Below are 15,865 nucleotides of genomic sequence, written 5' to 3'. Positions count from 1 at the left end.
GGCATGAGGACGACAGGCAGGCCGGGCGCCGGCGGCACGCACATGGGGCGACGGGACTTCCTCGCCATGGCCGGGCTCGGATCCGCGAGCGTGCTCGTGTCCGGCTGCGGATTCGGAGGCGGTGGCGGCGGCGCTCCCAAGGGTGCGCTGCGCGCCGCGTTCGGCCAGCCGGTCACCGACCTGGATCCGTACAACGCCGCGACGGCGGTCGACGAGGCGTCGCTGATCGTCAAGCGCCTGGTGTTCGACACGCTCGTGCGGCGCCAGGGCGACCGGCTGGTCCCGGGGCTGGCGAGCGGCTGGGAGCGGACGAACGACACGACCTGGGTGTTCACGCTGCGGCGCGGCGCCCGGTTCCACGACGGGACGCCCGTCACCGCGGCCGACGTCGCGGCCTGCCTGAAGCGGACGCGGGCGGTCGCCTCCGCGCAGACGCCGTTGTGGGCGTCGGTCACCAAGGCCGAGGCACGGGACGACCACACGGTGGTCTTCACCACCGACGGCCCGCTCGGTTCGCTTCCGGTCAACCTCACCCTGCTCTTCGTCGTCCCGGCCGCCCGGGTCGCCGATCCGGAGCAGAAGCGCCGTCCGATCGGGTCGGGGCCGTTCCGCGTCACCGGGTTCACGCCGTCGACCTCGGTGGAGCTGGCGCGCTTCGACGACTACTGGGGCGGCCGGTCCGACCTGCCCGGGATCTCGATGCCGTACATCGCCGAGACCTCATCGGCGATCACCGCCCTGCGCACCGGGGACATCGACCTGCTGTGGCCGATCCCACCGGACCAGCTGCCGGAGGTCACCGGGGTGAAGGGCGTCACCGTCGAGCCCGTCCCCTCGTGGACGTACTACCTCAACTGGTTCAACTGCTCGCGCGCGCCGTTCACCGACGCCAACGTGCGGCGGGCCATGTGCCAGGCCGTCAACCTGCCGCAGATCGTGGACCGGCTGTTCGGCCGCGGCGGACAGCAGATGCGCGCGCCGATCCCGGCGACGGTCGCCGGGTACGCCGCGCAGGAGCCCTGGACCTACGACCCGGCCGCCGCGAAGCGCCTGCTCGCCGCGGCCGGGCTCGGTCGTGGTTTCACCACCTCGATGATGTGGTTCGACGCCACCGGCCCGCTCTCCCGCGAGCTCGCCGAGGCGATGATCTCCTCGTGGGCCGACATCGGGGTCACGGTCCGCCCGCAGAGCATCGAGAAGGCGCAGTGGCTCGAACGCCTGAACAGCCTCGACTGGGACATGAACCTCCAGACGAACACGGTGACCACGGGTGACGCCGCGTTCACCGTCGGCCGCCTGTACACCTCCAAGGCCCACCGGATGGGCTACAAGAACCCGGCCCTCGACCAGCTCCTGGCGCGCGCCGCGGCGGCACCGTCCGGCTCGGAGCGCGACGGCCTCTACGGTGAGGCGTGCAAGATCATCTGGTCCGACGCCGTCGGACTGTTCCCGCTCACCCTCGTCACCGGGTATGGGCGTTCGAGCCGGCTCACCGGCTTCACGCCTGCTCCGAACAACCAGCCCGACCTCGCGGCGGTGAGGCGCCGATGACACCGTGCCGGAGGATCCGATGAGCCCACGACGCCGTACGACGCTGCGTGACATCGCCGAGTCGCTCGACCTGTCGGTCAACACCGTCTCGCGGGCGCTCGCCGACAAGGACGCGGTCGGCGTGGAGACGCGCAGACGCGTCAAGGCCGAGGCCGAACGCCTCGGTTACGTGCCCAACACGATGGCCCGCTCGCTCGTCCTGCAGAACGCGATGACCCTCGGGCTGGTCATCACGAACCCGTCCAACCCGTTCTACGCCCGCCTCATCTCCGCGATCGAGGAGCGCGGGCGCACCCGCGGCTACTCGCTCATGCTGATGGTCACCGAGGACTCGGTCGACAACGAGCGCCGCGCCGCGGAGGAGCTGATGCGGTGGGGCGTCGACGGAGTGCTGGCCATCCCGGTCCAGCACGGCGCCGAGCACTGGGAACGCCTGCGCAAGTCCGGCGTCCCCCTCGTCCTGCTCAACCGTGACCTGCCCGGCCTCGACGTCGACCTGGTCGGCGTCGACTACTACGCCGGCGCCCGCGCGGCGACCGAGCACGCGCTGAGCACCGGCGCCACCGAGCTGTACCTGGTCGAAGAGGACCTGGACATCTCGCCGGTCGCCGAGCGTATCCGCGGGTTCCGCGACACGCTCGCCGCCCACGGGCTCGGCGCCCCCGACGACGCGGTCGTCCGCGTGGACTCACCGGAGGACGTCTCCGTGTCGATACCGTTCGACCCCGGCCCCGCGTACGGGCTCGGCGCCGACCTCGCCCGGAGGGCCGGACCCGGCGCGGTCGTGCTCGCCGGCAACGACTACCACGCCCTGGGTCTGTGCCGCGCCTTCTCCGAACAGGGCCTGCGGGTGGGCGTGGACGTCGGCGTCATCGGGCACGGCGACCATCCCTTCTCGGCCTACCTCGACCCGGCGCTGACCACGGTGCGGCTGCCCGCGCCCGAGGTGGGGCGGGCCGGCATCGACCGGCTGCTCGAACACGTCGAGACCGCCGCGGGATCCGGTGGACCCGACGGCGCCGTGACCGGCCCGACGCACACGCTGCTGCCTCCCGAGCTCGTCGTGCGCGCATCCGTGCCCGGGACCGCCGGAGGTGAGCACTGATGGGAGCGTTCGTCGCGAAGCGGCTCGGACAGGCCGTGATCGTGGCCTGGGGAGCATTGACGCTGGTCTTCATCATCGTCCGTGTCGTGCCCGGAGACCCCGCGAAGCTCATCCTCGGCCCGGACGCCTCGGCCGACCAGCTCAAGCACGTACGGTCGGACTTCGGCCTCGACCATCCGCTGTGGCGGCAGTACCTGGAGCATCTCGGGGGAGTCCTGCACGGCGACCTCGGCGACTCGTGGCGCCTCGGCGGTTCAGCGCTCGGCGACACGCTCGAACGCTTCCCCGCCACTCTCACGCTGTCGCTGGTCGCGCTCGTGCTGACCATCCTGCTCGGCTTCCCGCTCGGGATGCTGTGCGCACGCCGGCCCGGCAAGGTGCTGGACCTGCTGGTGTCCACCGGGTCGCTGGTCGGGCAGGCCGTTCCGTCGTTCTGGCTCGGCATCGTCCTGATCCTGCTGTTCGCCCGCGAGCTGGGATGGCTGCCCGCGACCGCGGACGGGTCGTTGGCCGGGGTCCTGCTGCCGGCCTTCACCCTCGCGCTGCCGTTCATCGGCTGGCTCGCCCGCCTGGTGCGCAACGGCGCGCTGGAGGAGGGCGCGAAGGACTACGTGCGTACGGCCCGCGCCAAGGGCGTGCCGGAGGGCCTGGTCCAGTACGTGCACGTGGGCCGGAACATCGCGGTCCCGGTCGTCACCGTGCTCGGCCTCCTGATGGGCAACTTCATCGCCAACGCGGTCATCATCGAGGTCGTCTTCTCCTGGCCCGGCATCGGGTCGCTGATGGTGGACGCGATCACGAACCGCGACTACGCCGTCGTCGAGGCCGCGGTCCTCACGATGACGGTGTCCTACATCGCCCTGAACCTGCTCGTGGACGTCGTCTACTTCGCCCTCGACCCGCGCCTCACCCCGGAGAACGCATGACAGCCATTACCGTGCCGGCTGAAGGAGCCGCAGCACGCGCCAAGACCGGCGGTCGGCGCGTCCCTGTACGCGTGTGGGTGGGCGCCGGGGTGCTGGCGTTGTTCGTCCTCGCCGCGCTCGTCGGCCCGCTGCTGTGGCCGTACGATCCGGTGGCGACGCATCTGGCCGACCGGCTCCTCGCGCCCGGCGGCCGTACCGCCACGGGATCGATCGCCTGGCTCGGCACCGACCAGGTGGGCCGCGACCTGTTCGCCAACCTGCTCGCGGGGGCCCGGATCACGCTTCTCGTCGCCGGCGCGACCGTCGTCGTCGGTGGCGCCGTGGGTCTCGTCGTCGGCCTGGTCTCCGGCTACTTCGGCGGCCCGCTGGACACCGTCCTCTCGCGCGTCGGCGACGTGCAACTCGCCTTCCCCTCGATCCTGCTCGCGATCCTGCTCGCCGGAGTCCTCGGCCCGAGCATCACCAACATCGTCATCACCCTGGCGATCACCCGCTGGGTCATCTTCGCCCGCATCGTCCGCGCGTCGGCCATGTCGACGCGACGGCTGGAGTACGTCGACTCCGCCCGCGTCCTCGGCTGCGGGCACCTCCGCATCCTCGTCCGGCACGTGCTGCCGTCCTGCTGGCAGCCGCTGCTCGTCGCGGCGACGGTCCAGGTCGGCCTGGTGATGGTCGCCGAGGCGTCGCTGAGCTTCCTCGGTCTCGGCGTACCGGTCGACACGGCCTCCTGGGGCGCGACGGTCTCGATCGGGCGGGACTACCTGGGGTCGGCGTGGTGGATCTCCACGGTGCCGGCCGCCGCCCTCGCGCTCGTCGTCACCGCGGTCGGCGTGGTCGGCGACGGATTCCGTGACCTGTCCGACCCCCGGTCCCAGATCTGAATGAGAGGAGCGACCGATGTCTTCCACCGTTGAGGAGGTCGCCGGGGCCACCGAGGCGACCCCGGTCGCGCGGCTGCGCGGAGTCCACATCGGCTTCGGCGCCCCGGGGAGGGAACGCCCGGTCGTCCGGGGCGTCGAACTCGACCTCGTACCGGGCCGGGTCACCGCCCTGGTCGGGGAGTCCGGCAGCGGAAAGTCCCTGACGACACTCGCCCTCATGGGCCTGCTGCCCGGCGGCGCGCGTGTCAGCGCCGGGTCGGTCGAGATCGACGGGCAGGACACGGCCGGTTTCACCGACGCGCAGTGGCGCCGCCTGCGCGGGCCGAAGATCGCGATGGTCTTCCAGGACCCGATGGCCGCCCTGAACCCGTCGTTCACGGTCGGGTGGCAGGTGGCCGAGACGTTCCGGCGTCACCAGGGCGTCTCGCACCGGACCGCGAGGGCCCGGACGATCGAGCTCATGCGGACCGTCGGGATTCCCGACGCCGAGCACAAGTACCACTCCTACCCGCACGAGTTCTCCGGAGGGATGCGCCAGCGCGCGATGATCGCCATGGCGCTGGCCCTCGAACCGGAGGTGCTGCTCGCCGACGAACCCACCACGGCCCTCGACGTGACGGTGCAGGCGCAGATCCTGCGCCTGCTCACGACCCGGCAGGCCGAGGCGCGGATGGCGATGCTGCTCGTCTCGCACGATCTGGGAGTGGTGGCCCGCGTCGCGCAGCACGTGGCGGTGATGTACGCCGGGCGGATCGTCGAGGCCGGCACCCTCGACGAGGTCTACACCACCCCGGCGCATCCCTATACGCGCGGGCTGCTCGACGCGATGCCCGACCCCGGCCGCCCCGGCCGGCTCGTCCCCATCGAGGGTCAACCGCCGGCTCCCGGCCACCTGCCGGCGGGTTGCGCCTTCGCGCCACGCTGCCGCTTCGCCACCGAGGTGTGCCGGACCGACGACCCGGCGACGCTTCCCGTACCCGGCCGTGGCACCTCCACCGGCCACGTCGCAGCATGTCACCACAGTGCCCGGATTCTCGGCACGGAGCCGGAGGCGCGTTCGTGAACACCGCACAGGCAAGCGTTCCCGAGGCCGGCACCGCACTGCTGCGGATCCGCGGCCTGCGTGCCGGATACGCCACCCGCGGCCGGTCCGGGTTCGGCCGGCGCCGCGTCGACGCGGTCGCCGGCGTCGACCTGACGGTCCATGCGGGCCAGACCCTCTGCGTGGTGGGCGAGTCCGGCTGCGGCAAGTCGACTCTGGCCCGGTCGGTCGTGGGCCTGCTGGACCCGTTCGCCGGGTCGATCTCCTTCGGGGACGTCGACCTGTCCGCGGCGGGACGGCGTGAGCGGCACCGGGTCGCCCGCGACCTGCAGATGGTCTTCCAGGACCCGTACACCTCCCTGAATCCGCGGATGCGCGTCGCCGACGTCATCGCCGAGGGCTGGCACGTGCACCGGGGCGTGCTCCCCGCCGGCGAGCACGCGGCCGAGGTCGACCGCCTGCTCTCCCTCGTCGAACTGGACTCCTCCTACGCCGGACGCCGGTTGCACGAGCTGTCGGGAGGACAGTGCCAGCGGGTGAGCATCGCGCGAGCCCTGGCCCTGCGGCCGAAGCTGATCGTGTGCGACGAGGCGGTCTCCGCCCTCGACGTGTCGGTACGCGCGCAGGTCCTCAACCTCCTCATGGACCTGCAGCAGGAGCTGGGAGTCGCCTACCTGTTCATCTCGCACGACCTCGACGTGGTGCGCCACATCGCGGACGAGGTGGCGGTGATGTACCTCGGCACCATCGTCGAGCACGGCACCGCCGCACAGGTCTTCCAGAACCCGCGGCACCCCTACACCCGGGCGTTGCTGTCGGCGGCCCCGTCGATCCACGACCGTCCGGGCGGTACGAACGAGTCCGCGCTGACCGGCGAGGTCCCGTCACCGGCGGCGCCGCCGTCGGGGTGCCGGTTCCGGACCCGGTGCCCGATCGCGGCCGACGTCTGCGCCGCCGACGTACCCGAGTTGCGGGTCCGCGGCGACGCCGACCACGCGGCGGCATGCCACTTCGCCGGCGAGAACCCCGCCACCGGAAGCTGACCACGAGCACGGCCGAGGCCCGGCACCCCACCGCCGAGCGGCGGGAGGTGCCGGGCCGACCAATTGTCGCCCGCCGCCGCGGCGATTCGTGGGCGGGTGGGAGGTTACGTGTGGGCGAGCAGGATCGCCGGGTTCTCCACGCAGTCGGCCACGTACCGCAGGAAGCCCCCGGCGGTGCCCCCGTCGCAGACCCGGTGGTCGAAGGTGAGGGACAGCTGTGCGACCTTGCGCGCCGTGACCGTGCCGTCGACCACCCAGGACCGGTCGATGATGCGGCCGACGCCGAGGATCGCCGCTTCCGGATGGTTGATGATCGGGGTGGATCCGTCCACGCCGAAGACGCCGTAGTTGTTGAGCGTGAACGTCCCTCCGGTCAGCGCCGATGGTGGCAGCCTCCCCGAGCGTGCCAGGCCGGTGAGGCGGGTCAGCTCCGCGGCGAGCCGCGCGGTCGTCATCAGGTGCGCGTCGTGGACCACGGGCACGACGAGGCCCCGGTCGGTCTGCGCGGCGAAACCGAGGTTGACGTGCCCGTGCCGGACGATCTCGGCGCGGTCGGTGTCGACCGAGGAGTTCAGCTCGGGGAACCGCGTCAGGCCGTCCACGCAGATGCGGGCCAGCAGGGCGAGCAGCCCGATGCCGAGGTCGGGGCGGACCCGCGCGAGCGCGTTCTTCGCGTCGAGCAGCCCGGTCGCGTCGACGTCCACCCAGGTCGTGGCGTCCGGGATCTCCCGGCGGCTGCGGCTCAGCTTGTCGGCCACGGCCCGGCGCAGGCCGCGCAGCGGGATGCGCTCGGCCCTCAGCGCCCTCACCGGCGCGGCGGCGGGCTCCTCGGGCGCGCCCTGGGCGATGGCCTGTTCGACGTCGCGGCGGAGGATCACGCCGTGCGGTCCGGTGGGCCGGACGGCGGCGAGGTCCAGTCCGTGTTCGCGGGCCATCCTGCGGACGAGCGGGGAGATCACACGAAGCGCGCGCGGCGGTTCGGGGGCGGGCGCCGGCGGCGCGGCCTCGGCGGTCTTCCGGCCGGCGAACCGGGAGCCGCGGCGCCGCCCGCGCGTCCCGGCCGTATGGCCCGTGCCGTAGCCGATCAGGACGTTGCCGGAGCCGGCCTGTTCCTCCTCCCGGTAGCGGGCGGCGTCGGGGTGCGTGCCCGGATCCCCGCCCGCGGCGTCGGCCGGCTCGCCGGCGGCGGGGCCGATCTCGATGAGGGGTTCGCCCACCGCCAGCACGGTGCCCGGCTCCGCGTGCAGTCGCCGTACGGTCCCGGCGTAGGGGACCGGCACCTCCACGGCCGCCTTGGCGGTCTCCACCTCCACCACGACCTGGTCGACCTCGACCGGGTCGCCGACGGCGACCTTCCACTCGAGGATCTCGGCCTCGGTCAGGCCCTCGCCGAGGTCGGGCAGGCGGAACACCTGCCGCGTGAGGACGGTCGTCATGACGCCTCCCGGTCCAGGTGGAGGACGTCGGGTTCGTCGTCGAACTGCAGCCGGTCCACCGCGTCGAGGATCCGGTCGGCGTCCGGCAGGTACGCGTGCTCCAGTTTCGGCGGCGGATAGGGGATGTCGAAGCCCGTGACCCGCAGCACGGGGGCGGCCAGCGAGTGGAAGCAGCGTTCCTGTACGCGCGCCGCGACCTCCGCGCCCACTCCGGCGAACCCCTGGGCCTCCTGGACCACCACGCAGCGGCCCGTCCCGCGCACCGAGGACACGACGGTCTCGTCGTCGAACGGGACGAGCGTGCGCAGGTCCACCACCTCCAGGTCGACGCCGTCCCGGGCCGCGGCCTCGGCCGCCTGGAGCGCCACCGGGACGCCGGGCCCGTAGGCGACCAGCGTCGCGTCGCGCCCCTCGCGCCGTACCGCCGCCCGCCCGAACCCCGCGGCGCGGCGGTCGGCTGGGTCGGTCTCACCCTTGGACCAGTACAGCCGCTTGGGCTCCATGAAGATCACCGGATCGGGGTCGGCGATGGCGTCGCGCAGCAGCCAGTACGCGTCGTCCGGAGTCGCGGGCGTGACCACCTTCAGGCCCGGCGTGTGGGCGTAGTAGGCCTCGCTGGAGTCGCAGTGGTGCTCGACGCCGCCGATGCCGCCCGCGTACGGGATGCGGATCACGATCGGCAGCGACAGCCGGCCGCGGGTGCGGTTGCGCGTCTTGGCCACGTGCGAGGCGATCTGCTCGAAGGCCGGGTAGGCGAAGGCGTCGAACTGCATCTCCACCACGGGGCGGAAACCGCCCATCGCCATGCCCACGGCCAGGCCCACGATGCCCGCCTCGGCGAGCGGGGTGTCGAAGCACCGTTCTTCGCCGAACTCCTTGGTCAGCCCGTCGGTGATGCGGAAGACCCCGCCGAGCGGGCCGACGTCCTCGCCGAAGACGAGCACGCGCTCGTCCGCGTCCAGCGCGTCCCGCAGCGCGGTGTTCAGCGCCTGCGCCATCGTCATCGCGGCCATGTCAGTCCTCCGGTGAGGTGAGTTCGGCCGTGAGCGAGGCCCGCTGCTCGCGCAGCTGGGGGGTGGGCTCGGCGAAGACGTGGTCGAACAGCTCGTACGGGTCGGTCCGCGTGTCGGCGTTCATCCGCTCCCGGACCCGTGAGGCGAACTCCTCGGCGGCCTCGTGCGCCGAGGCGACGCTCTCCGCGTCGAGCAGGCCCCGGTCGCGCAGGTACGTCTCCAGCCGGGCGAGGGGATCGGCCGCCTCCCACCGGGCGACCTCCTCCGGATCGCGGTAGCGGCCGGCGTCGTCGGCGTTGGTGTGCGGGTCCATGCGGTACGTGTGCGCCTCGACCAGGAACGGGCCGTCTCCGGCCCGCGCGTGGCGCACCGCCGCGGTCAGGACGGACAGCGTCGCGACGAGGTCGTTGCCGTCCACCTGCTCGGACCGGACGCCGTAGCCGATCCCCTTGTACGCGAGCGCGGGGGCGGCGGTCTGCCGGGCCAGCGGCACCGAGATCGCGTACTGGTTGTTCTGCACGAGGAACACGACGGGGGAGCGGAGGACCGCGGCGTAGTTGAGCGCCTCGTGGAAGTCGCCCTCGCTGGTGCCGCCGTCCCCGATGAAGGCCATCACGACGCCGTCCTCGCCCTTGCGGCGCAGCGCCTCGGCCAGGCCCACCGCGTGGAGGGTGTGGGTGGCCAGCGGCGTGCACTGGGGCGCGACATGCGTGGCCGCGGGGTCGTACCCGCAGTGCCAGTCGCCCCGCAGGAGCGTGAGGGCCTCGACGGGGTCGATGCCGCGGGCGATCAGGGCCATCGAGTCGCGGTAGGTCGGGAACAGCCAGTCGTTCTGGCGCAGCACGAGCACACCGGCGATCTGGCAGGCCTCCTGGCCGCGGCTCGACGGGTAGACGGCGAGCCGGCCCTGCTTGGTCAGCGCGGTCGCCTGACGGTCGAAGCGGCGGCCGAGCACCATGCGGCGGTACGCCTCCCGCAGCTGCTCGTCCTCCGGCGCCGGGTAGCCGGCGGGCGGTTCGACGGCCGTGCCGTCCTCGGCGACGAACCGCACCGGGACGGGTGAAGGAAGAAGGTCGTCGACCACTTGGCGATGTGTCACGGACATGGCGACGCTCCCTTTCTCTGGACGTTTGACAGGAGCAGCGTCCGCTTCGGGCATCATCCGTTCAAGACATCGGGCACAATTAGCGACAAATAGGTCTCAAGCGGGCTTGAGGTGGACCGAATGTCGTCCGAAGAGGGCGTTGGCGGGGGCTTGGCCGGACGTTCTGCCGGTCCGCTGGACGAGGTGGACCGCGCGATCATCGCCGCGTTGCTGAACGACGGCCGGATCTCGGTGCGGGCCCTCGCCGAGCAGGTCCACATCTCCCGGGCCAACGCCTACGCGCGGCTCTCCCGGCTGACGGACGAGGGGGTGATCACCGGTTTCACGATCGAGCTCGCGCCGCAGAAGGCGGGCCTGGGCACCAGCGCGTACGTCTCGGTCACCATCGAGCAGAACGCCTGGCGCGCGGTGTCGGCCGGGCTCCAGGACATCCCCTACGTCGAGCACTTCGCCATGGTCGGCGGTGACTACGACGTGCTGGTCCTGGTCCGGGCGCCGGACAACGCGGCGCTCCGGCACGTGGTGCTCGAACGCATCCAGGACGTCCCCGGTGTCCGCGCCACCCGTACGTGGCTGGTGTTCGACGAGGCCCGCGGCCGGGGCGCGGACTGGGGGAAGGAGGCGAGGTGAGCGAGGGTCACCCGTCCCGCGACGCCTCGTACTCCCCGAGGAGCGCTTCGAGGCGCCGCACCATGAACGTGTAATACTCGTGCATCTCCCGGATGCGGCCGCGCTGGCGGCCGGGCAGGCCCGCCCCGCGCGCCCGCGCGTTCTCGGCCAGGGTCAGCAGCTCGGTCGTCTGCTCCAGCTGGTGCTGGAGGCAGCCGGTCCAGGCGTCGTCGCGCCACTCGTACACGTACTGCCGCGAACCCGGTTCCTTGAACCGCCGTACGGTCCCGCTCACCATCAGCAGGCGTGTCGTCTCCGACATCGAGCCCTTGCTCGCGTCGAGCGCGCGCCGCAGCTCCGCCATCGTCATCGGCGTCTCGCTGAGCATCAGGACGCCCGCGGTGCGCCCGGCCATCGGGGGCCAGCCCATCGCGCGGCCGATGTGCAGGCCGAAGTCGTCGATCAGTGCGTTCACGTCACCGGGATCGTGGTCGCCGGCCGGGCTGGGCACGATCGGGCTCCAATCGCTCAGCAAAAAATGAACTTTCACTCTTGACTGAACTTTCCCCTGGAGGCAGAGTCTACCGCCAACGGCGGTTCGGAGGTCTCCGCAGCCGCATTCCCCGGCCGGACGCAGGAGGCTCGCCATGACGGACACGAGCTGGGACGTCATCGTCGTCGGCGCGGGCTCCGCCGGCGCGACGCTCGCCGCCCGTTCGGCCGAGCGAGGGAGGCGCGTCCTGCTCCTGGAGGCCGGGCCCGACTACCGGTCGGCGGAGATGCCGGAGGTGTGGCGGTCGCCGAACCCGGCCCGCGCGCTGCTCGACCCCGGCGCCGGGGAACACCTGGTGTGGGCGGGCGTCGACTCTTCGCGGACCGACGGGCAGGCCCCGGCCCCGTACTGGCGCGGCCGGGGTGCGGGCGGCAGTTCGTCGATCAACGGGCAGATCGCGATCCGCCCGCCGATGGAGGACTTCGACGACTGGGCCGCGGCCGGCTGCGCCGGCTGGTCGGCCGAGGACGTGCTGCCCTACTTCGTGAAGCTGGAGGACGACGAGGAGTTCGGCGACGAGCCGTACCACGGACGGGGCGGGCCGACTCCGATCTTCCGGACGCCGCGGGAGCGATGGGGGACGGTGGACGCCGCCCTGGGCGCCGCCGCGCTGGCGGCGGGCCACCCCTGGGCGCCGGACGTGAACGCGCCCCGGGCGAGCGGGGTCTCGCCGTACCCGATCAACTCGCGCTCCGGGCGCAGGGTCTCGGTCAACGACGCCTACCTCGAACCGTCCCGATCCCGGCCCGGCCTCACCATCCGCGGCGACGCCCTGGTCGACCGGGTCGTGTTCGCCGGTGACCGCGCCGTCGGCGTCCGGGTCGTCGTGGCCGGGACGGCGGTGACCGAGTACGCGGACGAGGTGGTGCTCAGCGCGGGAGTGATCCACTCTCCGGCGATCCTGATGCGGTCGGGCGTGGGCCCGGCGGACGCCCTGCGGCGGCTCGGCATCACGGTGCGGCAGGACCTCCCGGTCGGCCTCGGCATGCAGGACCACCCGATGGTCGTCGTCGACCTGCCGCTGACCGAGGAGGCGGCCATCCGGACGGCGGACGACCGGCATACCAACGTCTGCGTCCGCTACACCAGCGGGGCCGTGCCGTACGACCTGATGTTCGTCTCGATGAACCAGAACGTGCTGTCCATGCAGGCCGCCGACACGCGGTGGCCCGCCGGCGGCCTGGGCGTGTGGCTGAACCACAACCACTCGCGCGGCGTGCTGACGCTGACGTCCGCCGACCCCGAGGCCCAGCCCGAGGTACGGGAGCGGATGCTGTCGGACGCCCGTGACCGCGAGCGGTTGCGCGAAGGGGTCCGCGCCCTGGTCGAGCTGGCCCGCGGCGCCGAGTTCGCCCCGATCGTCGAGGGCTCGATCGAGGCACGGAACAGCCGCCTGTTCGCGGTGCTGGACGACGACGCCGGGCTCGACGACCACCTGCTCGCCACCGTGGTGGACGCCCAGCATGGCACCAGCACGTGCCGGATGGGCGCGCCTGATGACGCCTCGGCGGTGGTCGACCCGTCGTGCCGCGTCCTCGGCGTCGACGGCCTGCGCGTCGTCGACGCGTCGGTCTTCCCGTCCGTCCCGCGGGCCAACACCAACCTGGCCTCGATCATGGTCGGCGAGCTCATGGCCGACCGGCTCGGCTGAGCCGTCCCGGCTCCTCCACCCGTCCCGTCCTGCTTTTCTGGTCTCCATCAGTGGTTGCGCGGACGGCCCGGTCCGTGCGACCTTATTACTGACCGAGCGATAAGTAATTGCCTCGGGAGGGAAGATGACCACGACTCCCACGGAGCGGGACCCGGAGGAGCGGCTGCGGGCCGGGTTCGACGCGACCATCGCGCGCCACGACCGCATCGAGCCCCGCGACTGGATGCCGGACGCCTACCGCAGGACGCTCGTGCGCCAGATCGCCCAGCACGCGCACTCCGAGATCATCGGCATGCAGCCCGAGGGCAACTGGATCGGACGCGCCCCGTCGTTGCGCCGCAAGGCGATCCTCCTGGCGAAGGTACAGGACGAAGCGGGGCACGGCCTGTACCTCTACTCGGCGTGCGAGACCCTCGGCGTCTCCCGCGCCGAGCTGACCGACCTGCTCCTGGCCGGCCGGCAGAAGTACTCCTCGATCTTCAACTACCCGACGCTGTCCTACGCCGACGTCGGCACGATCGGCTGGCTCGTCGACGGCGCCGCGATCTGCAACCAGGTGCCGCTGTGCCGCACCTCGTACGGTCCGTACGGCCGGGCCATGATCCGCATCTGCAAGGAGGAGTCCTTCCACCAGCGGCAGGGCTATGAGCTGCTCATGACGATGATGCGCGGCACCGACGCGCAGCGGGCCATGGTCCAGGAGTCGGTCGACCGGTTCTGGTGGCCGAGCCTGATGATGTTCGGCCCGCCGGACGCGCAGTCGCCCAACAGCGCGCGGTCGATGGCCTGGGGCGTCAAGCGCAACTCCAACGACGAGCTGCGTCAGAAGTTCGTCGACATGACGGTTCCCCAGGCGGAGGCGCTCGGGGTGACGCTACCCGACCCCGACCTGCGCTGGAACGAGGAGCGCGGTCACCACGACTTCGGCGAGCCCGACTGGGAGGAGCTCGCCGCGGTCATCGCCGGAAACGGGCCGTGCAACGCGCAGCGGCTGGCCCACCGCCGGGCGGCCCACGAGGACGGCGCCTGGGTGCGCGAGGCGGCGACGGCGTTCGCGGAGCGGTCCGCCGGGGCGGGTGCGCGATGAGCGGCGACCGGCGGGAGTGGCCGCTGTACGAGGTGTTCGTCCGCGGCAAGCGCGGGCTCAACCACGTGCACGTCGGATCGCTGCACGCCCCGGACGACGCGATGGCCCTGCGGCACGCGCGCGACGTCTACACCCGGCGCAACGAGGGCGTGAGCATCTGGGTCGTACGGGCCGACGCGATCACGGCGTCCAGCCCGGACGAGAAGGACCCGCTATTCGCGCCGAACGGCGACAAGGTCTACCGTCACCCGACGTTCTATGAGATTCCCGGCGACGTCCCGCACATGTGAGAGAAGACCCATGAGCGACGAAAGTGGGAGCATCTTCGACGGCCTGATCGGCGGGGACTCCTCCCAGTGGGCCTTCGGCACCGACTTCGAGGACCCGCTGGCGGGCGTCGACACGACGGTGCCCGACGGCGTCGACCACGGCGAGCTCGCCGGCTACTGCCTGATGCTCGGCGACGACGCCCTGATCATGTCGCAGCGCCTGTCGGAATGGTGCAGCCGCGCGCCCGACCTCGAAGAGGACATCGCGCTGGCGAACATGGCCCTCGACCTCCTCGGCCAGGCCCGCCTGCTGCTCGCGCGGGCGGCCGCCGCGGACCCCGGCGTCGTACCCGCCCTGCCCGACGGCTCGCCGGTGCCCGCGGAGGACGCGCTCGCCTTCTTCCGCGAGGCGGAGGCGTTCCGCAACGTACGCCTCGCCGAAGTGGCGAACGGCGACTTCGCGCACGTCGTCGTGCGCCTGCTGCTGTTCTCGGCGGCCCGGCTCGCGCTGCTCGAACGGCTCCGCGGGAGCGCCGACAAGGTGCTGGCCGCGGTGGCGGCCAAGGGCGTCAAGGAGGTCGCCTACCACCGCGACTGGGCGGGCCGCTGGTTCCTCACCCTCGCGCGGGGCACCGACGAGTCGCACCGCCGGCTCGTCGCTGCCCTCGACGCTTTGTGGCCCCTCCAGGACGAGCTCGTCGCCACGCACCCCCTCGAACGCTCCCTCGCGCGGGCGGGCGTCGGCGTCGACCCCGCGTCCACCCGCGACGAGGTGGACGCCGTCCTCGACCAGGTGTTCGCCGTGAGCGGCGTCGACCGCCCGGACCGCGCGCCGCTCGCCGGAGTCGGCGGGCGGACCGGCCGTCACGGCACGCACACCGAGGCCCTCAGCCGGCTGCTCGCCGAGATGCAGGTGGTCGCGCGCGCACACCCGAGCGGGCGCTGGTGAGCGGCCGCGACCGCGCCATCGAGGTCGCCGGGCAGGTACGCGACCCGGAGATGCCGATGCTCACGCTCGCCGACCTCGGCGTGCTGCGCGGCGTCGAGGTGCGGCCGGACGACGACGGCGAGGCCGTCATCGTCTCGATCACCCCCACCTACACCGGCTGCCCGGCCATGGCGACCATGCGCGACGACCTCGTGCACCGGCTGAACGACGCCGGGTTCGCCCGCGTCGAGGTGCGGGTCGTCCTCGACCCGCCCTGGTCCAGCGACTGGATCTCCGAGCGCGGCCGCGCCGCGCTGCGGGAGGCCGGGCTGTCGCCGCCCGGTCCCGCCGCCCACCCGGCCGGGCCGGTGATGCTCACGCTCGGCCCGCCCCGGCCCGCCCCGCCCTGCCCGCGCTGCGGCTCGGCGGCCACCCGGCTGACGTCGGAGTTCGGCGCCACCGCCTGCAAGGCCCTCTACCGCTGCACCGACTGCCTCGAACCGTTCGAGCACGTCAAGGAGATCTGACATGACCGAGCGAAGCGAGGGAATCGAAGGCGCGTCCCGGTGGTCACGTCCTCCGACGAAGGAGGGCTCATGAGCGAGCGAAGCGGGGGAATCGAAGGCGCGTCCCGGTGGTCACGTCCTCCCACGAAGGAGGATTCAT

General features: G+C 72.5%; 16 protein-coding genes. 12 read left to right on the top strand and 4 right to left on the bottom strand.

What is annotated here, in order from left to right:
* Positions 1–3 precede the first annotated feature (3 nt).
* The 6 genes from QSK37_RS19360 to QSK37_RS19335 are packed head-to-tail and all read left to right on the top strand — an operon-like array spanning position 4 to position 6,548.
* Entirely contained in the window at positions 4–1,551 is a 1,548-nt protein-coding gene (locus tag QSK37_RS19360) for an ABC transporter substrate-binding protein (RefSeq protein ID WP_285622895.1), read from the top strand.
* A gap of 19 nt (positions 1,552–1,570) precedes the next feature.
* The gene (locus tag QSK37_RS19355) at positions 1,571–2,656 is read left to right on the top strand and encodes a LacI family DNA-binding transcriptional regulator (RefSeq protein ID WP_285622892.1); all 1,086 of its coding nucleotides are present in this window, start codon (positions 1,571–1,573) and stop codon (positions 2,654–2,656) included.
* The gene (locus tag QSK37_RS19350; RefSeq protein ID WP_285622889.1) at positions 2,656–3,582 is read left to right on the top strand and encodes an ABC transporter permease; all 927 of its coding nucleotides are present in this window, start codon (positions 2,656–2,658) and stop codon (positions 3,580–3,582) included. The genes QSK37_RS19355 and QSK37_RS19350 overlap by 1 nt, the downstream gene beginning before the upstream one ends.
* Complete coding sequence (locus QSK37_RS19345; protein ID WP_285622886.1) at positions 3,579–4,463, top strand: ABC transporter permease; 885 nt, start codon at positions 3,579–3,581, stop codon at positions 4,461–4,463. The genes QSK37_RS19350 and QSK37_RS19345 overlap by 4 nt, the downstream gene beginning before the upstream one ends.
* A 16-nt stretch (positions 4,464–4,479) precedes the next feature.
* Positions 4,480–5,526, top strand: coding sequence for an ABC transporter ATP-binding protein (locus QSK37_RS19340; protein WP_285622884.1), 1,047 nt, complete (start codon positions 4,480–4,482; stop codon positions 5,524–5,526).
* Positions 5,523–6,548: an ABC transporter ATP-binding protein gene (locus QSK37_RS19335; RefSeq protein WP_285622882.1), complete on the top strand. Its 1,026-nt coding sequence runs from the start codon at positions 5,523–5,525 to the stop codon at positions 6,546–6,548. The genes QSK37_RS19340 and QSK37_RS19335 overlap by 4 nt, the downstream gene beginning before the upstream one ends.
* 104 nt (positions 6,549–6,652) lie before the next feature.
* On the opposite strand, the gene QSK37_RS19330 is transcribed toward QSK37_RS19335, so the two are convergent.
* From QSK37_RS19330 to pdhA, 3 genes are read right to left on the bottom strand one after another with little or no spacing between them, the layout of a single operon-like run.
* Positions 6,653–7,984: a dihydrolipoamide acetyltransferase family protein gene (locus QSK37_RS19330; RefSeq protein ID WP_285622881.1), complete on the bottom strand. Its 1,332-nt coding sequence runs from the start codon at positions 7,982–7,984 to the stop codon at positions 6,653–6,655.
* On the bottom strand, positions 7,981–8,997 hold the full coding sequence (locus QSK37_RS19325; RefSeq protein ID WP_285622878.1) for an alpha-ketoacid dehydrogenase subunit beta: 1,017 nt from the start codon (positions 8,995–8,997) through the stop codon (positions 7,981–7,983). Before QSK37_RS19325 ends, QSK37_RS19330 begins: the two co-directional genes overlap by 4 nt.
* A gap of 1 nt (position 8,998) precedes the next feature.
* Positions 8,999–10,102, bottom strand: a complete 1,104-nt coding sequence (gene pdhA / locus QSK37_RS19320; RefSeq protein ID WP_285622875.1) for a pyruvate dehydrogenase (acetyl-transferring) E1 component subunit alpha — start codon at positions 10,100–10,102, stop codon at positions 8,999–9,001.
* 150 nt (positions 10,103–10,252) lie between these two features.
* On the opposite strand from pdhA, the gene QSK37_RS19315 reads away from it, so the two are divergent.
* Positions 10,253–10,732, top strand: a complete 480-nt coding sequence (locus QSK37_RS19315) for an Lrp/AsnC family transcriptional regulator (protein ID WP_285572068.1) — start codon at positions 10,253–10,255, stop codon at positions 10,730–10,732.
* A gap of 7 nt (positions 10,733–10,739) precedes the next feature.
* Here QSK37_RS19315 and QSK37_RS19310 read toward each other — a convergent pair whose 3' ends face one another.
* Positions 10,740–11,222 carry a GbsR/MarR family transcriptional regulator gene (locus QSK37_RS19310; RefSeq protein ID WP_285622872.1) on the bottom strand — a complete coding sequence of 161 codons (483 nt, stop codon included), beginning with the start codon at positions 11,220–11,222 and terminating at the stop codon, positions 10,740–10,742.
* A 136-nt stretch (positions 11,223–11,358) separates the two neighbouring features.
* Between QSK37_RS19310 and QSK37_RS19305 the strand changes: the two genes are divergently transcribed.
* From QSK37_RS19305 to paaD, 5 genes are all read left to right on the top strand, one after another.
* The gene (locus QSK37_RS19305; RefSeq protein ID WP_285622870.1) at positions 11,359–12,915 is read left to right on the top strand and encodes a GMC family oxidoreductase; all 1,557 of its coding nucleotides are present in this window, start codon (positions 11,359–11,361) and stop codon (positions 12,913–12,915) included.
* 124 nt (positions 12,916–13,039) lie between these two features.
* Positions 13,040–14,002 carry a 1,2-phenylacetyl-CoA epoxidase subunit PaaA gene (gene paaA / locus QSK37_RS19300; protein ID WP_285572061.1) on the top strand — a complete coding sequence of 321 codons (963 nt, stop codon included), beginning with the start codon at positions 13,040–13,042 and terminating at the stop codon, positions 14,000–14,002.
* On the top strand, positions 13,999–14,292 hold the full coding sequence (gene paaB / locus QSK37_RS19295) for a 1,2-phenylacetyl-CoA epoxidase subunit PaaB (protein WP_285622867.1): 294 nt from the start codon (positions 13,999–14,001) through the stop codon (positions 14,290–14,292). The genes paaA and paaB overlap by 4 nt, the downstream gene beginning before the upstream one ends.
* A 10-nt stretch (positions 14,293–14,302) precedes the next feature.
* Entirely contained in the window at positions 14,303–15,220 is a 918-nt protein-coding gene (gene paaC / locus QSK37_RS19290; RefSeq protein ID WP_285572054.1) for a 1,2-phenylacetyl-CoA epoxidase subunit PaaC, read from the top strand.
* Positions 15,217–15,726, top strand: a complete 510-nt coding sequence (gene paaD / locus QSK37_RS19285; RefSeq protein ID WP_285622865.1) for a 1,2-phenylacetyl-CoA epoxidase subunit PaaD — start codon at positions 15,217–15,219, stop codon at positions 15,724–15,726. Before paaC ends, paaD begins: the two co-directional genes overlap by 4 nt.
* The last annotated feature ends 139 nt before the right edge of the window (positions 15,727–15,865 follow it).

This window comes from Actinoallomurus iriomotensis, assembly GCF_030269445.1.
In the GTDB taxonomy this organism is placed as follows: domain Bacteria; phylum Actinomycetota; class Actinomycetes; order Streptosporangiales; family Streptosporangiaceae; genus Actinoallomurus; species Actinoallomurus iriomotensis.
This window is presented reverse-complemented; position numbering and strand designations above follow the sequence as displayed.